This window comes from Myxococcus virescens (assembly GCF_900101905.1).
Lineage (GTDB): Bacteria > Myxococcota > Myxococcia > Myxococcales > Myxococcaceae > Myxococcus > Myxococcus virescens.
In genome coordinates this window covers 181,518-196,346 of sequence record NZ_FNAJ01000004.1, presented here as the reverse complement: position 1 = coordinate 196,346, position 14,829 = coordinate 181,518, and the positions used below count along the sequence as shown (strand labels likewise).

The following is a 14,829-nucleotide window of genomic DNA, read 5'->3' as shown; positions in this document are numbered from 1 at the left end:
AGACGTCGTGCCTCACGGCGTCGGCAGGTCCGCCAGGGGGCCCGCTGGGAGAAGGAAGGTGTCGCAGATGGACTGGACCGGTGCGTACTCGCGCCGTCCGCGCATGAGCGTGCAGGCCTGTCGCAGCAGGTCGTCCGGCCGGAGCGAGAAGACATAGGCTCCGTCCGAGTCGAAGGTGGCGACGCGCGTGCCCTCCTCATCGGGCACCATCTCCAGGTCGGAGTGCTCGCCCTGGTGCAACTCGGCCACGTGCCGGCCATCGGAGGTTCGCCAGAAGTGGAGCTTGCCCGACGTGTCCAAGACACCGAAGCGCTCGTGTGCATGCCGGACCTTCACGTGGATATCCGTGCGCACGTCGATTCTGCGCACGAGCGCGCCTGAGTTCGGGTCGAAGAGGTGGATGGCATCGTCTGTCACCGCGACGAGCCGGGACGTATCAGGAGAGAAGGAGAGCGCCTTGACCTTTCCGTCGATGGCCGCCAGGGGCTTCCTCTCGCCGTTGGTGGCGTCGAAGAGGTAGGCCTGTCCCATCCAGTAGACGTCGGGGTGGTTGGCGACCGCGAAGTACTTGGAGTCCGGTGAGAACGCCATGACGGCGGCTCCCAGGCTCGTGGGCAGTGGCGCCAGCTTCGTCCCCGTGGCGCTTTCCCAGAGCGCGGAGGACTCGGGCACGTTGGAGAGGGTGACGAAACGCTCGCCGTCCGGTGAAAACGAGGCGCCCTGGGATGTCAGCGCAGCGGTGGCCAGCGGCGCTTCCCGCGTCAGCCGGCAGTCTCGGGCGGAGCCCAGGTAGACGGAGCGTTCGTCCTCAATCGCGAAGTATCTGCCGCTGGGGGCGAACTCGACGAGGGCGCTCTGCGAGAAGGTCCTCTGCGTCTGACACGCGCCCTCGCCAGGCACCTCGGCCCGCTGGAGGTGCGCACGGGTGCGAGGCGACGCCAGGACGCGCTCGGTAGCGGGGGCCTCCGTGGGGGTGACGTGCCGCCATTGCCAGTGGGCGGGGAGCGAGGTCAGGTGGATTCCTGCTTCGATGGGCGGCGGCTGTGTGCGCGGTCCAAGATTCGCCTGCGCCACGTCCCAGAACAGGACCTTCACGCCGCAGCGGACGGCGAGGAACTGGCCGTCGTGAGAGAAGGCGCCCTCCAGGGGCGGATGCACGCCTTTGACGTCACACGCGCCCAGTGCTGTCTGGCTCGAGGTCTCCCTGTCAACGAGCGAGAGCTGGCCGCTTTGCGGCTCCCTCACCACCATCCAACGCAGGTCCTTGGACACGGCGAAGCCGCCCGGCACGTACTCGCTCCAGGTGGAGATATCGATGCTCTTCCGCGTGAGGCCGGGTTCGGCCTGGACGAGGAGCGTGCGTCCATCCGGCGCGCTCAGGGCTCGCTCCGCCCGGGATTCCAAAGGCCCCTGGCGAAACATCCAGCGCAGGGTTGCCTGGGGAACCCGGATGAAGGGATGGGCGCCCACGGGATTTTCGGCGAACTCGACGGCGCGCCGCCCGTTCTCGAAGAGGCGTCCATGGAGGGGAATGGGCGTCCAGCGTGTTCGCATCCGCGGGGATGCCGTGCTTCCGGTGGCGTTGCCAGGCCCTCTGTCACAGAAGCGCACGGTGAGCGCCGAGGAGAAGATGTCGTCGAAGGCCGAGAGGCTGCATTCGTCTTCGAAGGACGGCATGAGCGCGTGCCCTTCGAGTTTCGTGAGCGGGCGATGAAGGTCCCGGCCAGAGGGCAGCTCCAGCAGACGGAGGCTGGCTTCGCCTCGCCGGTCGCCGAGCACGGCAAGCCTGCTCGAAGGAGCGAAGGCGACCGAGGGTCCCGGGTCCTGCGTCGTGATGCACCGGATGAGGCGCACATCGGAGGTCAGGTCGTAGAGGCACGTCAGTTCTTCACCGCCCACCCAGGCGTAACGCGAGTCGCCCGACAGCACGGCCTGGGTGCAGGGCTCCTGGAAGGTCAGCTCGCGCAATGTCCGTCCGGTGTTCGCATCCCAGAGCTTCACCCTGCGGTCGCGACTGGCGGACAGCACGCGGTCGCCGCTGTCCGAGAACGAAATGGCTGTAATCCTGTCCTGGTGGGCATCCGGAATGGAGGGCACAGCGCCCGGGTGGCTCCACCTGAACAGGGTGCCGCGGCGCCCCCCCAGCCAAAGCGTTCCATCCCCAGGCGAGAAGCCAAAGGCGTGGGTGTCCTCCCCTGAAATGTCGGCGTACAGCGCGTCCGTGCATTCCACGAGCGCGCCTTTCGGGCACAGGTCGACGGACTCGAACTCGCGCAGCAGGCTGGCGGTGCGGACGTCCCAGAGCCGGCTGACGAACCGCATGGACGGAGTCAGCACGACGCCTCGTGTCAGGAGATGACGTGAGTCTGGAGAGAACGCGCCGACGGTGCGCGCCTCCAGCTCCGTGGACAAGGGGGCCGAATAGAGGAACGCGGCGATGGCCTCGGTCAGCGCTTCGGTCACTTCGTCCTGGGCTGCGTCCGCGCCTGCCGGCGGGCTTCCCGCGAGTTGGATGGCCTGCGTGAGTGCCTCTACCTCGCGGCCAGGGCTGCGCGACAGGCTCACCACGGAATCGGCTTGGGAGATGCGCAACTGCAAGGAGAGCTGTTTCGAGGTCGCGGCCTCGGCGGCCACGGCAAGCTCAGCTGCATCCTTTGCGGCCACGGCCTGCTTCTCGGAATCCACTGCCCGGAGGTAGAACCCGCTCACGCCCAGCAGCGCGCTGACGGAGGCACCCAGGGCGAGCCACAGGTTTCGCCGTGTCCGCCTGTACCGGCCCCGCTCCGCTTCCTGGCCGCGCAGGACGTACCGTTGGGCCAGTGCGCTCGTTTGGTGCGGATGGAGCGTGACCATCGCCTGCGCGTGGGTGAGCGCCTCGCCTCGCAGCAGCCGGTGCTCGGCCTCCTGTCGCTGCTGAGCGCGCTCCGCTTCCCACCAGCGCTCCGCGTCGGCCTGCACGGCTTCGTGCCAGCGGCGGAAGGCCCGGTCCTCGGTGCGCAGCTTCACGAAGCGCTGCCAGTGCGTGAGGAGCGCGTCGTGAATCAGCTCCACCGTCTCCCGCTGCCGGTGCCCGTCCTGGGCTGTCACCAGGAGCCGTCCGTTGACGAGCACCTGGAGCACCGCGTCCATCTCGGCCTGCGCACCCAGGCGCCCGCGCAGCACCTCCAGCGGCACCCGGCGCCCCTTGTCCTCCAGGCCGCTGTCCGCCTCACCCAACTGCACCAGCTCCAGCAACAGCCGGTCCGCCAGCAGGCGCTCCGAGGGCTTCAGCGGTTCGTAGACGCTGTCCGCCCAGCGCGCCAGCGAACCGAGCAGCCCCGCGCTGGCGTTGAAGGCCTCCAAGGTCATCGCGCCATCCCGCGACGCCTGCCACAGCTGCGTCAGCGCGACCTCCAGCAACGGAAGCACGGTGACGCGAGCGCCCGCGCCGGACTCCACGCGGAACTCCTCCTGCGCGGCCAGGGCGATGGAGTCCACCACCTCGGGTGGGTCGAAGCGCAGGCCCACCTCCCGGGCCGGGCCGGCGATGATGTCCCGCAGCTCCGAGGGCGTCAGCACCGATGGCACCTGCACCCGGTGCTCACCGAGCAAGGTGCGCAGCCTCGGCGCGCGCTCGGACAGCACCGCGTCGAAGCCCTCGCGCAGCGCCACCACGCACGTCACGGGCAGAGACGCGTCCGCGAGCGCGGAGAGCTGCTGGAGGAATCGTTGATGTTGCGCCAGCTCCGCGCTGCTTCCGCGAAGGAGCACGTCCTCGAACGAGTCGATGACCAGCACCAGCCGCTTCCCTGGCTCCGGATTCGCGGCCCGCCACGCCTGGACGCGCGCGACCAACCCCTCTCCAGCGGGCAGGCCCGCGCCATCCAGCGCGGCGAACGGCTCCAACCCGGGGCGCAGGGCCCGGACGTCCCAGTGCTGGCTGCCCGGAATGAACGTTCCATCCCGCAGCGCGGGAATCAGCCCCGCGTGGAGCAGCGACGACTTGCCACTGCCCGAAGGGCCGGAGGCCTCCACGAATCGGGGCAGCCTCGCGAGCAGCGGCAGCAGCTGTTCGTTCAGCACCCGCCCGCGTCCCTTCCAGAACCGCGCGTCCGATTCGCGGAACGACGCCAGGTCCCGGTAGGGGCAGTCCTCCGAAGCACTCAGCTCCGGACAGCGCGCGAGCAGCTGCTCCGTGGGCGTCGCGTACGCCTCCCTCGCCTCCGAGCCCACGGCCTTGAAGCGCACCACGCCCACCACGCGCCGCGTCTGCTCGTCGAAGAGGGGACCGCCGCTGAAGCCCTCCCGGATGTCCGAGCCGTGCAGCAGCAGCTTGCGAAAGTCGCCGTCCCCCGTCGCGTAGCCGATGGTGCCGCGGGCCCACGTGCCCGTGTCATCGAAGCCCCGTGGAAATCCGAACGTGGCGAAGCGGTGGTCCGCGCTCCGCTCCGCACTGCCCAGGGGCAGCGGCGTGGACGGTCCTCGGAGCGGGCGCGTCAGCTCCAGCAGCGCGAGGTCCGCCACCTCCGTGGGGCTCGATGCATCGAGCCGCAGCCGCGCCGTGGCCTTCTCGTGGCTCTGCAGCACCTCCAGGCAGATGGCGTCACGCTCGGTGTCGCTGAGCGTGTCGAGCACGTGCCAGCACGTCACCACCAGGCGCTCGGTGACGAGGAACCCTGTCCCGAGGACGCGCTGCCGATCCCGGCTCAACACGCGAACGACGCCTTCTCGGAGGTCACTGCCTTTCATGATGCGCGCGAAGCTAGCACGCGCACCCTGAGCTGATTCCAGGCGCACTCAAGAGGTGGATTCCGTCTCCGTGAGCGCTTGCACGATTCGGCGGGCGGCCCGTCCCAGGGGGATGCCCGCGTGGTGGTGGAGCTGGGGGCGGAACGCGTGGGTGGCGTCACCCGCCAGCTTCAGGGCCTTCAGCTCGCCCCGGCGCAGCTCGCGGGTGGCCATGTATTCGGGCAGCCACCCGAAGCCCAGCCCCTCCAGGATGGCCGCCTTCTTCGCCGCGAAGTCATTGAGATGCACCGTGGAGCGTGCCTCCAACTCGCCGGTGCTGAGCTGGAGCCGAGGGTCCGAGCCGCGCACCGTGAGCACCAGGTGCTCGGCCAGATCCTCGTCCTTCAACGGTCCCCGCCGCCGGGCCAGGGGATGGCCCCGGTGGGCCACCAGGATGGCCTTGAGCTCCGGCAGGCGGTACGTGCGCAGGCCCGGCACGGTGGGCGGCAGCAGCGTCACCATCAGGTTCGCCTCCTCGCGCACGAAGGCCGCTTCCACGCCGGAGAGGAACTCCGCGGAGACGTGGAAGCGGGTGCTGGCGCCCTCGGTGCTCAATTCCTTCACCACGCGCAGTAGGGGCTCGGCGGGGAAGATGCCGTCGAAGACGATGCGCAGCGCGGGCTCCCAGCCAGCGCGAATCTCCGCGCACGCGGCCTCCAGCTCGCGCTCCGCGGCCAGCAGCTTGCGGCAGTGCTCCAGAATCCGTTCCCCAGCGGGCGTCAGCCGGGTGCGGTAGCCGCGCCGGTCGAGCAGCGTCAGCTCCGTCTGCGCCTCGAGCGTGCGCAGCGCGTACATCACCGCCGTGTGTCCCTTTCGCAGGGCCTCCGCCGCGGCGGTGAAGGTGCCATGGCGGGCGAGGGCGTCCAGGGCGCGGGCATGCTCCAACGTGACGTTCATGCCCGACATTGTGCAATCTTCAGACATACATCGGCAGTTCTCTGTGCTCGTGCCGCGTCCTCTGCGCTGGGCTGGCTGCTTCATGACACATGACGCAGCGCGCCCTATGCCGGGTGTGCGGGCCGCCCTACAGTCCCTCACAGTGCGGTGCTCCGAGAACACCCACTTCGACGGAGGGGAATATGACGGGAAAGCTGTCTTGGGCCCTGGCTGTGGTGTCACTGCTGGCCTCCACGCGCGCGAGCGCGCAGGAGGAGGCGCAGGCGCTGGAGTCCTCCGCGCGGGATGAACGCAGGGGCCTGGAGCTCACCGTGGGGGTCGGCTTCCAGGTGGGCGCCGGCTACGTCTACCGGGATGGTGCGGGGTTGGACCGGCAGGTCCGCGACCTGAAGCTCAGCGACGCGGCCAATGGGGGCATCGCCTTCCTGTTGGAGGCGGGCTACCGCCTCAACTCGCGCTGGTACGTGGGCGCGTTCGGCCAGTACTCGCACGTGTTGACGAAGACGAACCCGTACACGTGCCCGGAAGGCTACGACTGCTCCACGTCGCAAATCCGCTTCGGTCCCCACGTGCAGTATCACTTCGCGCCGGACGCCTCGTTCGACCCCTTCGTGGGGCTGGGCGTGGGCATGGTCCTGCTCAACAACAAGGTCTCCGGTCCCATCACCCAGCCCGCGCCCGGAACGGTGGAGATTGACAGCCAGTCGCGCGGCCCTGAGTTCGTGAACCTGACCCTGGGCGGCAAGTGGCGGCTGTCGGATTCGCTGTCGTTCGGCCCGTACCTGACGGGCACGTATGCTCGCTACACCACGCGCAGCGGCACCTCGACGGTGAACATCCCCGCCGTCAATCTCACGCAGGAGACGCCGCTGGAGCAGGTGGGTGATGGCCCCTATGGCTTGCTCATGCTCGGGGTTCGCGGGACCTGGAACCTCTAATCCGGAGTAGCCGGGTTTGTGTTTCACGCGCAGTCTCAAGTGACGCGGTGCCAACACGCCGCGTCACGTGTTTCCCTACCGGGGACGTCGTCGTTCGGGATTCTCAACGCCTGTTGGCTGCGTAGAGTGCGGGCAGAGATTTTCATCCCGAGGAGTCGCCCATGGTTCGTGGTTGGCAGCGGTGGAGCGCGTGCGGAGTCCTGGGTGGATGGGCGCTGCTGAGTCTTCCCGGGGCCTCAATCGCGAAGGCGCCTCCGTTGCAGCAGGTCACCAGCTGGGTGCACCAGTCCGGCGGCCCGCAGGACGAGCTGGCACAGGCCGTCACCACCTCCGGCGACGCCGTTTATACGGCGGGCTACACCACTGGGCAGCTCGGCGCGGAGCCCTCGGCGGGGGGGCAGGACGCCTACGTTTCGAAGTACGACGCCTCGGGCGCGCTGCTGTGGACGCGGCAGCTGGGAACGTCCGCGAATGACCGTGCGCTCGCGGTGTCCGCGGATGAAGCCGGCAACGTCTACGTCGCGGGCTACACGTGGGGCAGCTTCAGCTTCTACGAGAACGCCGGCGGCACGGACTTGTTCGTGGCGAAGTACGACGAGAAGGGGGCCTTCCAGTGGGTCCGGCAGTTCGGCACCGCCACGGATGACTACGCCACGGGCATCGCCGCCACGCGGCTGGCCTCGCATGACGTCGTCTTCGTCAGTGGCTACTCACTGGGGCGCTTCGATGGCTCGGCGCCGCAAGGCAACTACGACGTGGTGGTGGCCAAGTTCGACACGGGCGGCAATCCCTACTGGCTGCGCCAGTACGGCTCCGCGCGCAGTGACGTGGCGCTGGGCGTGGCCGTGAGCCCCAACGAGGACGTCTACGTCACGGGCTACACCTACGGCAGCTTCGACGGCGTGACGAACCCGGGCAACACGGTGGACCTGTTCCTGGCGAAGTACAGCGTCCTGGGCGAGCCGCAGTGGGTTCGCCAGCTCGGCTCCTCGCATGACGAGTTCGGCACCGGCGTCGCGGTGGCGGACGACGGCGGCGTCTATGTGTCGGGCTACACGTCGGGCGCGCTGGAGGGGAGCACCCGCCTGGGCTCCTATGACGCCGTGCTGGTGAAGTACGACACCCAAGGCAACTGGCATTGGACGCGGCAGATTGGCACGGCGACCACTGACTACGCGCAGTCCGTGGCGGTGAGCAAGGCGGGCCGTGTCTACCTGGCGGGATTCACCTCCGGCGCCATGGGCGGCGAGCCGTCGCTCGGGAGCACCGACATGTTCCTGGCCACCTACGACATCCACGGCACGTGGCTGGATTTCCGGCAGGTGGGCTCCACGTCGGCGGACCGTGGCCAGGGCGTGGCCATCGCGGACGACGGCGCCGTCTATCTGGTGGGCTACACCTTGGGGCAGACGTCCAGCTTCCCCAGCGCGGGGGGCTACGACGCGGTGCTGTACCGCTTCCTGGATGGCGCCGCGTTGCCGGATGAGCCAGGGCCGTGGGGGCCCCGATGGGACTCCAAGGCCCTCTGAGCCGTTCGCCGTCCAGCACGGGACATCGCGCGCGGGGGCAAGCGGCCACCGCGCGAAGCCGCGCTACGCTTCCGCCATGAGCCAGCAGGGCGACGGCGCGGCGACAGCCCGCTACAAACAAGCGGCCGCCGAATGGGCGGTGGACGGCTTCGTCCAGCCGGGCATGGTGGTGGGGCTGGGCACGGGCAGCACCGCGGCCTTCGTCGTCCAGCGACTGGCCGCGCTGCGCGAGCGGGGACGGTTGCTGGACGTCGTGGGCGTGCCCACCTCGCGCGCCACCGAGGCGCTGGCTCGCTCGCTGGGCGTGCCCGTGTCGACACTGGACGCGCACCCCGTGTTGGACGTCACCCTCGACGGCGCGGACGAAGTGGCGCCGGACCTGTCCCTCATCAAGGGCGGAGGTGGCGCGCTGCTGCGCGAGAAGATCGTCGCGCAAGCAAGCCGGCGCGTCGTCATCGTGGTGGACGCGGGAAAGCTCTCCCCCGTGCTGGGCACGCACTGGCCGGTGCCGGTGGAGGTGATGTCCTTCGGTTGGCGCTCCCAGGCGCGGTTCCTCGAATCGCTTGGCGCGCGCGTCACCGTCCGGCACGGCGCTGGCGGCGAGCCCTTCCTCACGGACCAGGGCAACCTCGTGCTCGACTGCGCCTTCGGCCCCATCGACGCGCCCGAGGCGCTGGCCGCGAGCCTGGGCGCGCGCGCGGGAATCGTGGGCCACGGCTTGTTCCTGAACCTCACCACGGACCTGGTGGTGGCGGGGCCGAAGGGCGTGGAGCACCGCGCGCGCTGATGTCGACGCGGTGTGAGTGCGCACCCAGAGTCCTGTCTCACCCAGAAGACAAACAGCGGCAACGTAGGCGACTGTGTGGCCTGTATATTCTGTAATCCTTGCATTCACTGGCGTTTGAAGCCAATCCCAGCGCAATCCCGCAGTTCGCCTGGACGCTCAGGGGCTCTGAAGCGCCGCGCGAGAATCGTGACGGACCGTGTTGGTGAAGCGGTTAGAATCGTCTGCCAGCCAGCACTTCAGAGGGGGCCAATCTGGGGGTGGCTGGTCCGAGGGTGCCTTGCGTATGCGACTCTTCCGTTTCTCTGTTTCCGCGGCCTTGCTGCTGTCAGCAGCGTCGTGCTCTTCCGACAAAAACCCGCCAGGGGGGACGCCTCCTGAAGTCGACGAGGCTTCGGCGACGCGAGTGCGGCGCATGACGCGTGCGGAGTACGACAACAGCGTCAATGCCATCTTCCCCACGACGGTGCCGCTGGTGATGACGTACGCCTTCGCGCCGGAGGACACCATCCTCGGGTTCTCCACCCATGACCGGCTGCAGGTCACGTCCTTGCTGGCGGACCAGATTGACGTGGCCGCCAACAACCTCGCGGAGTACGGCAAGGTCCAACTGCGCGCGGACTGGACGTGCGCGGCGGGCGTTCCGGAGCTGGAGTGCGCGGAGAAGTTCATCCGCGGCATCGCCTCGCACGCCTACCGCCGGCCCGTCACCGACGACGAGGTCGCCGACCTCCTGGCGCTGTGGCAGGAGTCGAGCAGGGGAACGGACCCGGGCACCGGGGCCCGCATGGTGCTCCAGGGCATCTTCTCCTCTGCCTCCTTCCTGTACCGCACCGAGCTGGGCGCGGAGGGGGCCGGCGCCAACCGGGTGGTGCGGATGACGCCGCATGAAGTCGCCACCGCGCTGGCCTTCGCCATCACCGCCGGCCCCGCCGACGCGGAGCTGCTGGCCGCGGCCGAGGCGGGCCAGCTCGACTCTCCGGACGAGCGTGAGAAGCACGCCCGCCGGCTGCTGGCCACGCCCGCGGCGCAGCGGCACCTGTACCGCTTCGTCGAGGAGTGGATTGGCATCACCGGCCAGGCCAACCTCACCAAGAACAACCAGGTGTTCCCGGTCTTCAGCGCGCTCTTCAAGATCTCCAGCCAGGCGGAGACAAAGGCCTTCATCAACCACATCCTGAAGGAGCGCAACGGCTCCGTCCGCGAACTGCTCAACGCCGACTACACCTACGCCGACGCGCGCATGGCGTACTTCTACGGCAAAGAGCCCTCCATGCCGGATGGCACGCTGGGCCGGCTGTCGCTGCCGCCCGAGCGCGCGGGCATCCTCACCCACGCCAGCGTGCTGGCCACCTACGCGCTCTTCGACTCCAGCTCGCCCATCCGCCGGGGCAAGTTCATCATGCACCGCCTGCTGTGCCGCGAGGTGCCACCGCCGCCGGCGACCATCTCCATCATCCCGCCGGAGCCGGTGCTGGACCGCACCACGCGCGAACGCTTCGCCGCCCACACCAACAACCCGACGTGCGCGGGCTGCCACCGGACCCTGGACCCCATCGGCTTCGGCTTCGAGGACTTCGACGGCCTGGGCAAGCACCGCACGGTGGAGAACGGCCTGGCGGTGGATGCCTCCGGCGCCGTGGAGCTCTCCACGGGGACGGTCCCCTTCACGGGCGCTGCGGCGCTGGCGCGCGTGCTGGCGACCAGTGACGACGTGGGGGACTGCGTGCCGCTCCAGCTCTTCCGCTTCGCCATGGGACGTGACGAGACCCCCGTCGACGAGCACATGCTGGCCGACATGCGGTCCATGTTCCGGGCCAACCCGGAGTGGCGCATGGGCGATGCGCTCGTCGGCCTCGTGCGCTCCCCGTATTTCGTCCACCGGCGTACCTCTTCCCCCGAGTAGCCCCCATGCTCCGCGAACTTTCCCGACGCTCACTGCTCCAGGCGCTGGCCGGCTCGACGGCGGCGCTCCCCTTGGCCAACCTGCTCGGCACCACCGACGCCTATGCCCAGGGCACCACGCCGCCGCTGCGCTTCGTGGCCCTGTTCACCTCGCACGGCTGCCTCCCGGAGCTCTGGAATCCCCAGGGCTCGGAGACGAACTTCACGCTCGACTTCCCCAACTCCATGCTCGCGCCGCTCCAAGAGCACAAGGACAAGCTCCTGGTGCTGGACGGCCTGGACTACCAGGTCCTCTATGAGCAGGGCCTGACGGGCCATGAAGGCGGCCCGGTGACGTTCCTCACCGGAAGCAAGGTCAACACCGGCAGCGGTGACCACCTGCCGGAGAGCGCCTCGCTGGACCAGGTGCTGGGCAACCACATCGGTGGTGGCACGCGCTTCCGCTCCCTGCAGCTCAACGCCTGGGAGCAGTTCGGCGGCCAGCACGTCTACAACAGCATCAGCTTCACGGCGAACGGCTCGCGCGTCCCCTTCGAGCGCGACCCGGCCAACGTGTACCAGCGCCTCTTCGGTGACGCGCCCTCGCCGAGCGCCGACCCGGCGCAGGTGGCGAGCAGCCGGGCGCGCCGCAAGAGCCTGCTGGACTTCCTGATGAAGGACGCCACGCGCCTGCGCAACCGCCTGGCGGGCGCCGAGCGCCAGAAGCTGGAGACGCACCTGGAGGCGCTGCGCGACATCGAGCGGCGCCTGGGGGCACTGGCCGTGGATCCGGCGCCGCTCCCCAAGCAGCAGTCCGGCGAGACCGCTTGCGGTGGCGGAGCCGCGCCGCCGTCCTACGGTTTGGGCGGCCTGGGGGACCTCAACAACATGCCGGCGCTGACGCGGCTGCACATGGACCTGATTGCGCGAGCCTTCGCGTGTGATTTGACGCGCGTCATCACCATGACGATTCCGGGGCCGTCCATGCCCTGGCTGCGCATCCACGAGGACACGCACAACGACATCGCCCACCTGCTCGACGTGCAGGATGAGCCCCGCCGGAGCACCATCCGCGGGAAGATGGTGCTGATTCAGCGCTGGTATGCCGAGCAGTTGGCCTACCTGATGACGCAGCTGGCGAACATCCCGGAGGGCAGCGGCACCGCGCTGGACAACACGCTCATCTATTGGGGCAACGAGCTGGGCGACGCGTCCGGCCACATGAACGTGCGCGTCCCCACCGTGCTCGCGGGCGGGGCGGGGGGGCGCTTCCGCATGGGCCGCTTCCTGCGCGTGCGCCCCGCGGGCTCCAACCCGCTGGGCGGCTGGGCGGGCCCCGGCACGCGGCTGAGTGGCGCCGTGGCGCACAACAAGCTGCTGGTCTCCATTGCCCGAGCCTTCGGCGTGAATGTGAATACGTTCGGCCACCCCGACTACACGGGGGAGCTGCCGGGCCTCACCTGAGCGGCGCTCGGGCTTGAAGTCCGGGCCCCGGTGGGAGCTGCGTGCCTCCGCCGGGGCCTTCGTGTTTCTTCAGGGCGCCGCGGTGCCAGCGCTCCGCCACCTGCGCAGCAGCTCGCTGGCGCTGCCACCGCGCTCCAACTGCGCGTGGGTCACCGCATTGGACGCGTCCAGGTGGATGACGAAGGCCAGCGTCGGCTCGCCGCGCAGGTGGTAGCGCAGGTCGGCGATGCGCACCTTCTGGCCTCCTTCGGCCAGCGGCTCCAGGTGGACGAGTGGGAAGCGGGCCCAGGCGAGCGCCTCGCGCACCGTCGGCACGGCCTGCACGTGCTCCGGCAGCGTGCTTCCGGTGGCTTCCGCGCGCCGGGCCTCCGAGGGCGGACCCGCCAGGGGGACATCTCCCGCGGCGAAGACGTCACCGGGCAGCGTGGCCACGTAGCGCCACGTGCTCACGGAGAAGGGCAGGGGAAAGACGCGCACCGCCTGCGCGGCGGGGTAGGCCGCCTCCACCCGCTGCGTCAGCACCGCCCAGGTGGCCACGCGGAAGCCCACGTACGCCACGGAGCAGGCCGCGCTCCACAGCAGCGTCCGCCGCCAGTCCGCGCGCCGGCGCCAGGCCAGGATGGCTCCGGCGAGCAGCGGCAGCGTCACCCAGGGGTCCACCACCATCGTCCAGTCCAGGCTCAGGCGGCTGTCGGAGAAGGGCAGCAGCACCCGTGTCCCCCAGCCCGTCCACAGGTCGGGCAGGAGGTGCGCGAAGACGACGGAGGCCAGGCTGGTGAGGAACACGGGCGCCAGCCGCGCGCCGCGGAAGCAGGCGCGGGCGGCCAGCGTGGCGGTGAGCGCCACCAGCGGCGCGGCGACGAGCGCGTGGGACAGCCCCCGGTGGGCCTGGAGCGCCACCGTCACCGCGTCGCCGCGCGCCAGCAGGGTGTCCAGGTCCGGCAGCTCCGCGGCGAGCACCGACGCCACCAGCACCGCGCGGTCCGTGGGGGAGGCGCGCTCCGGGGCGCCGGGGCGCACGTCGGGCTTGCGCATGGCGCCAATGGCGAGCCCGAGCAGTCCGTGGGTGAGGTTGTCCATGGCGTGGCTTCGTCTATCGCCCCACGGGCCGCGTGGCCAGCGGCAGGGGAGGCGCCATTCGCCCGGCGCCTGAAACGGCGAAGCGGGACGCCGGGAATCCCCGACGTCCCGCTCCAGGTGCGGCGTCACCGGGCCAGGCCCGGCGTCAGCGGCTGGCTACCCGCCCAGCGCGCCGTTGATGAGCGGCGCGACAATCTGCATGCCCGGGTCCTCGGCGTTGTAGCCGTTGGCGGGCTCGTAGATGCGGACGCGCTGGTTGCCGTTGATCCACCGCGACAGGAACGTGTCCATGCCCACGAACTCGCTGTAGCACTTGTACGTCTGGCTCCACGGGAACTCGAGATACTCGTACCAGTAACGCTTCTTCTCCATCTGCTGGCAGGCGTGCGCGCCGATGAAGGTGATGATGGTGCTGCAGTGGCTGGAGTTGATGGCGCGCTCGTGCGGGATGAAATAGCTGAAGTTGTTGTACTTGTTCAGCTCGGTGACCAGCGCGTCCTGGTCCTGCTTCCAGTAGCCCAGCACGGACTCCTTGTCGTTGGGCGAGTGGAAGCGGTCATACGAGAAGCGCGAGTAGTTGTAGTCGCGCGAGTAGCCCGTGTAGGCCAACTGGTCGTTGGGGAACTCCTGCGCCACCATGCGGTTGATGGAGCCGAAGTCGCTCTGGCTGAACGTGCCCGGCAGCAGGGAGAAGACGGAGTTCAGGTCCCACGACTGGCGAATCTTGTCGTGCAGCGCGCGCGAGCGGAAGTTCGCGTTGGGCGCCAGGAAGATGGGGCCGGAGTCGTTGAGCAGGTAGCCCCGCGCCGGGTTGATGGCCTTGCGCAGGAAGTAGTAGCCGGCCGCCGTCGCCGTGCCACCCGCGCTGTAGCCCGTCATCAGCATCTTCTGGACGTTGGGGAACTGCGTCTTCGCGTAGTTCGCCACCGCCAGCGTGTTGTTGTAGCCGTTGTGGTGCCACGTCAGCGGCGGGTTCTGCCCCGTCGAATCGACGTAGGTGGCCACGTTGTTGCCCACGTGCACGTCACCGGTGCAGTAAGGCACGTAGACGATGTTCCAACCCTTCGTCACCAGGTCCGTCTTGCTGCGCCCCGGCAGGCCCGGGTCCGCGCCGTTGACGAGCGGCGACACATACTTGGCCGTGAACTGGGTGATGTAGTCGTCGGCGATGCCGTTCGGATTGGCGGCGCCCAGCAGGCCCGCGCGGCCGCTACACGTGTCGTAATCCCAGCACGCGCCGCCACCTTCGAACAGGAACATCAGGTTGGGCGAACCCGTGCGGTGCACCCAGAACTTGAACTGGGAGCCATTGCCACACTTGGTTCCCGGCAGCTCCACCTTCTGCCAGTTGTAGTTGTTACCACCGTCCACCAGCACGTCGACGATGGAGGACATCACCACCTCCGCGCGTGCGGCTGCGGGCACGAGCGCGGCGGCCGTGAGTCCAGCCAGGACCAGGTTCTTCATTCGGGGACCTCCGGGAATA

Annotated in this window: 9 protein-coding genes; 5 read left to right on the top strand and 4 right to left on the bottom strand. The window is 69.3% G+C overall.

Annotation, left to right across the window (positions count from 1 at the left end; all coding sequences use genetic code 11):
* Positions 1-12 precede the first annotated feature (12 nt).
* Together BLU09_RS14255 and BLU09_RS14250 are read right to left on the bottom strand one after the other, a co-directional pair.
* Complete coding sequence (locus tag BLU09_RS14255) at positions 13-4,728, bottom strand: nSTAND1 domain-containing NTPase (protein WP_244171717.1); 4,716 nt, start codon at positions 4,726-4,728, stop codon at positions 13-15.
* A gap of 48 nt (positions 4,729-4,776) precedes the next feature.
* The gene (locus tag BLU09_RS14250) at positions 4,777-5,664 is read right to left on the bottom strand and encodes a LysR family transcriptional regulator (RefSeq protein ID WP_244171716.1); all 888 of its coding nucleotides are present in this window, start codon (positions 5,662-5,664) and stop codon (positions 4,777-4,779) included.
* Between the two features lie 182 nt (positions 5,665-5,846).
* On the opposite strand from BLU09_RS14250, the gene BLU09_RS14245 reads away from it, so the two are divergent.
* From BLU09_RS14245 to BLU09_RS14225, 5 genes are all read left to right on the top strand, one after another.
* On the top strand, positions 5,847-6,602 hold the full coding sequence (locus BLU09_RS14245) for an outer membrane beta-barrel protein (protein ID WP_090490098.1): 756 nt from the start codon (positions 5,847-5,849) through the stop codon (positions 6,600-6,602).
* Positions 6,603-6,763: 161 nt separating this feature from the next.
* Positions 6,764-8,131: an SBBP repeat-containing protein gene (locus tag BLU09_RS14240; protein WP_244171715.1), complete on the top strand. Its 1,368-nt coding sequence runs from the start codon at positions 6,764-6,766 to the stop codon at positions 8,129-8,131.
* A gap of 76 nt (positions 8,132-8,207) precedes the next feature.
* Positions 8,208-8,918: a ribose-5-phosphate isomerase RpiA gene (rpiA, locus tag BLU09_RS14235; RefSeq protein WP_090490096.1), complete on the top strand. Its 711-nt coding sequence runs from the start codon at positions 8,208-8,210 to the stop codon at positions 8,916-8,918.
* Positions 8,919-9,114: 196 nt separating this feature from the next.
* A complete protein-coding gene (locus BLU09_RS14230; protein WP_090490095.1) occupies positions 9,115-10,821 on the top strand; it encodes a DUF1588 domain-containing protein in 1,707 nt (568 codons plus the stop codon).
* Between the two features lie 5 nt (positions 10,822-10,826).
* Positions 10,827-12,263, top strand: coding sequence for a DUF1552 domain-containing protein (locus BLU09_RS14225; RefSeq protein ID WP_090490094.1), 1,437 nt, complete (start codon positions 10,827-10,829; stop codon positions 12,261-12,263).
* 69 nt (positions 12,264-12,332) lie between these two features.
* On the opposite strand, the gene BLU09_RS14220 is transcribed toward BLU09_RS14225, so the two are convergent.
* Both BLU09_RS14220 and BLU09_RS14215 read right to left on the bottom strand, forming a co-directional pair.
* Complete coding sequence (locus BLU09_RS14220; RefSeq protein ID WP_090490093.1) at positions 12,333-13,343, bottom strand: metal-dependent hydrolase; 1,011 nt, start codon at positions 13,341-13,343, stop codon at positions 12,333-12,335.
* Between the two features lie 156 nt (positions 13,344-13,499).
* Entirely contained in the window at positions 13,500-14,810 is a 1,311-nt protein-coding gene (locus BLU09_RS14215; protein WP_090490092.1) for a pectin acetylesterase-family hydrolase, read from the bottom strand.
* Positions 14,811-14,829 lie beyond the last annotated feature (19 nt).

Bases quoted from the DNA above. Each gene is read 5' to 3' on its own strand.
- BLU09_RS14255 (WP_244171717.1), bottom strand. From the start codon at position 4,728: ATGAAAGGCAGTGACCTCCGAGAAGGCGTCGTTCGCGTGTTGAGCCGG.
- BLU09_RS14250 (WP_244171716.1), bottom strand. From the start codon at position 5,664: ATGAACGTCACGTTGGAGCATGCCCGCGCCCTGGACGCCCTCGCCCGC.
- BLU09_RS14245 (WP_090490098.1), top strand. From the start codon at position 5,847: ATGACGGGAAAGCTGTCTTGGGCCCTGGCTGTGGTGTCACTGCTGGCC.
- BLU09_RS14240 (WP_244171715.1), top strand. From the start codon at position 6,764: ATGGTTCGTGGTTGGCAGCGGTGGAGCGCGTGCGGAGTCCTGGGTGGA.
- rpiA (WP_090490096.1), top strand. From the start codon at position 8,208: ATGAGCCAGCAGGGCGACGGCGCGGCGACAGCCCGCTACAAACAAGCG.
- BLU09_RS14225 (WP_090490094.1), top strand. From the start codon at position 10,827: ATGCTCCGCGAACTTTCCCGACGCTCACTGCTCCAGGCGCTGGCCGGC.
- BLU09_RS14220 (WP_090490093.1), bottom strand. From the start codon at position 13,343: ATGGACAACCTCACCCACGGACTGCTCGGGCTCGCCATTGGCGCCATG.
- BLU09_RS14215 (WP_090490092.1), bottom strand. From the start codon at position 14,810: ATGAAGAACCTGGTCCTGGCTGGACTCACGGCCGCCGCGCTCGTGCCC.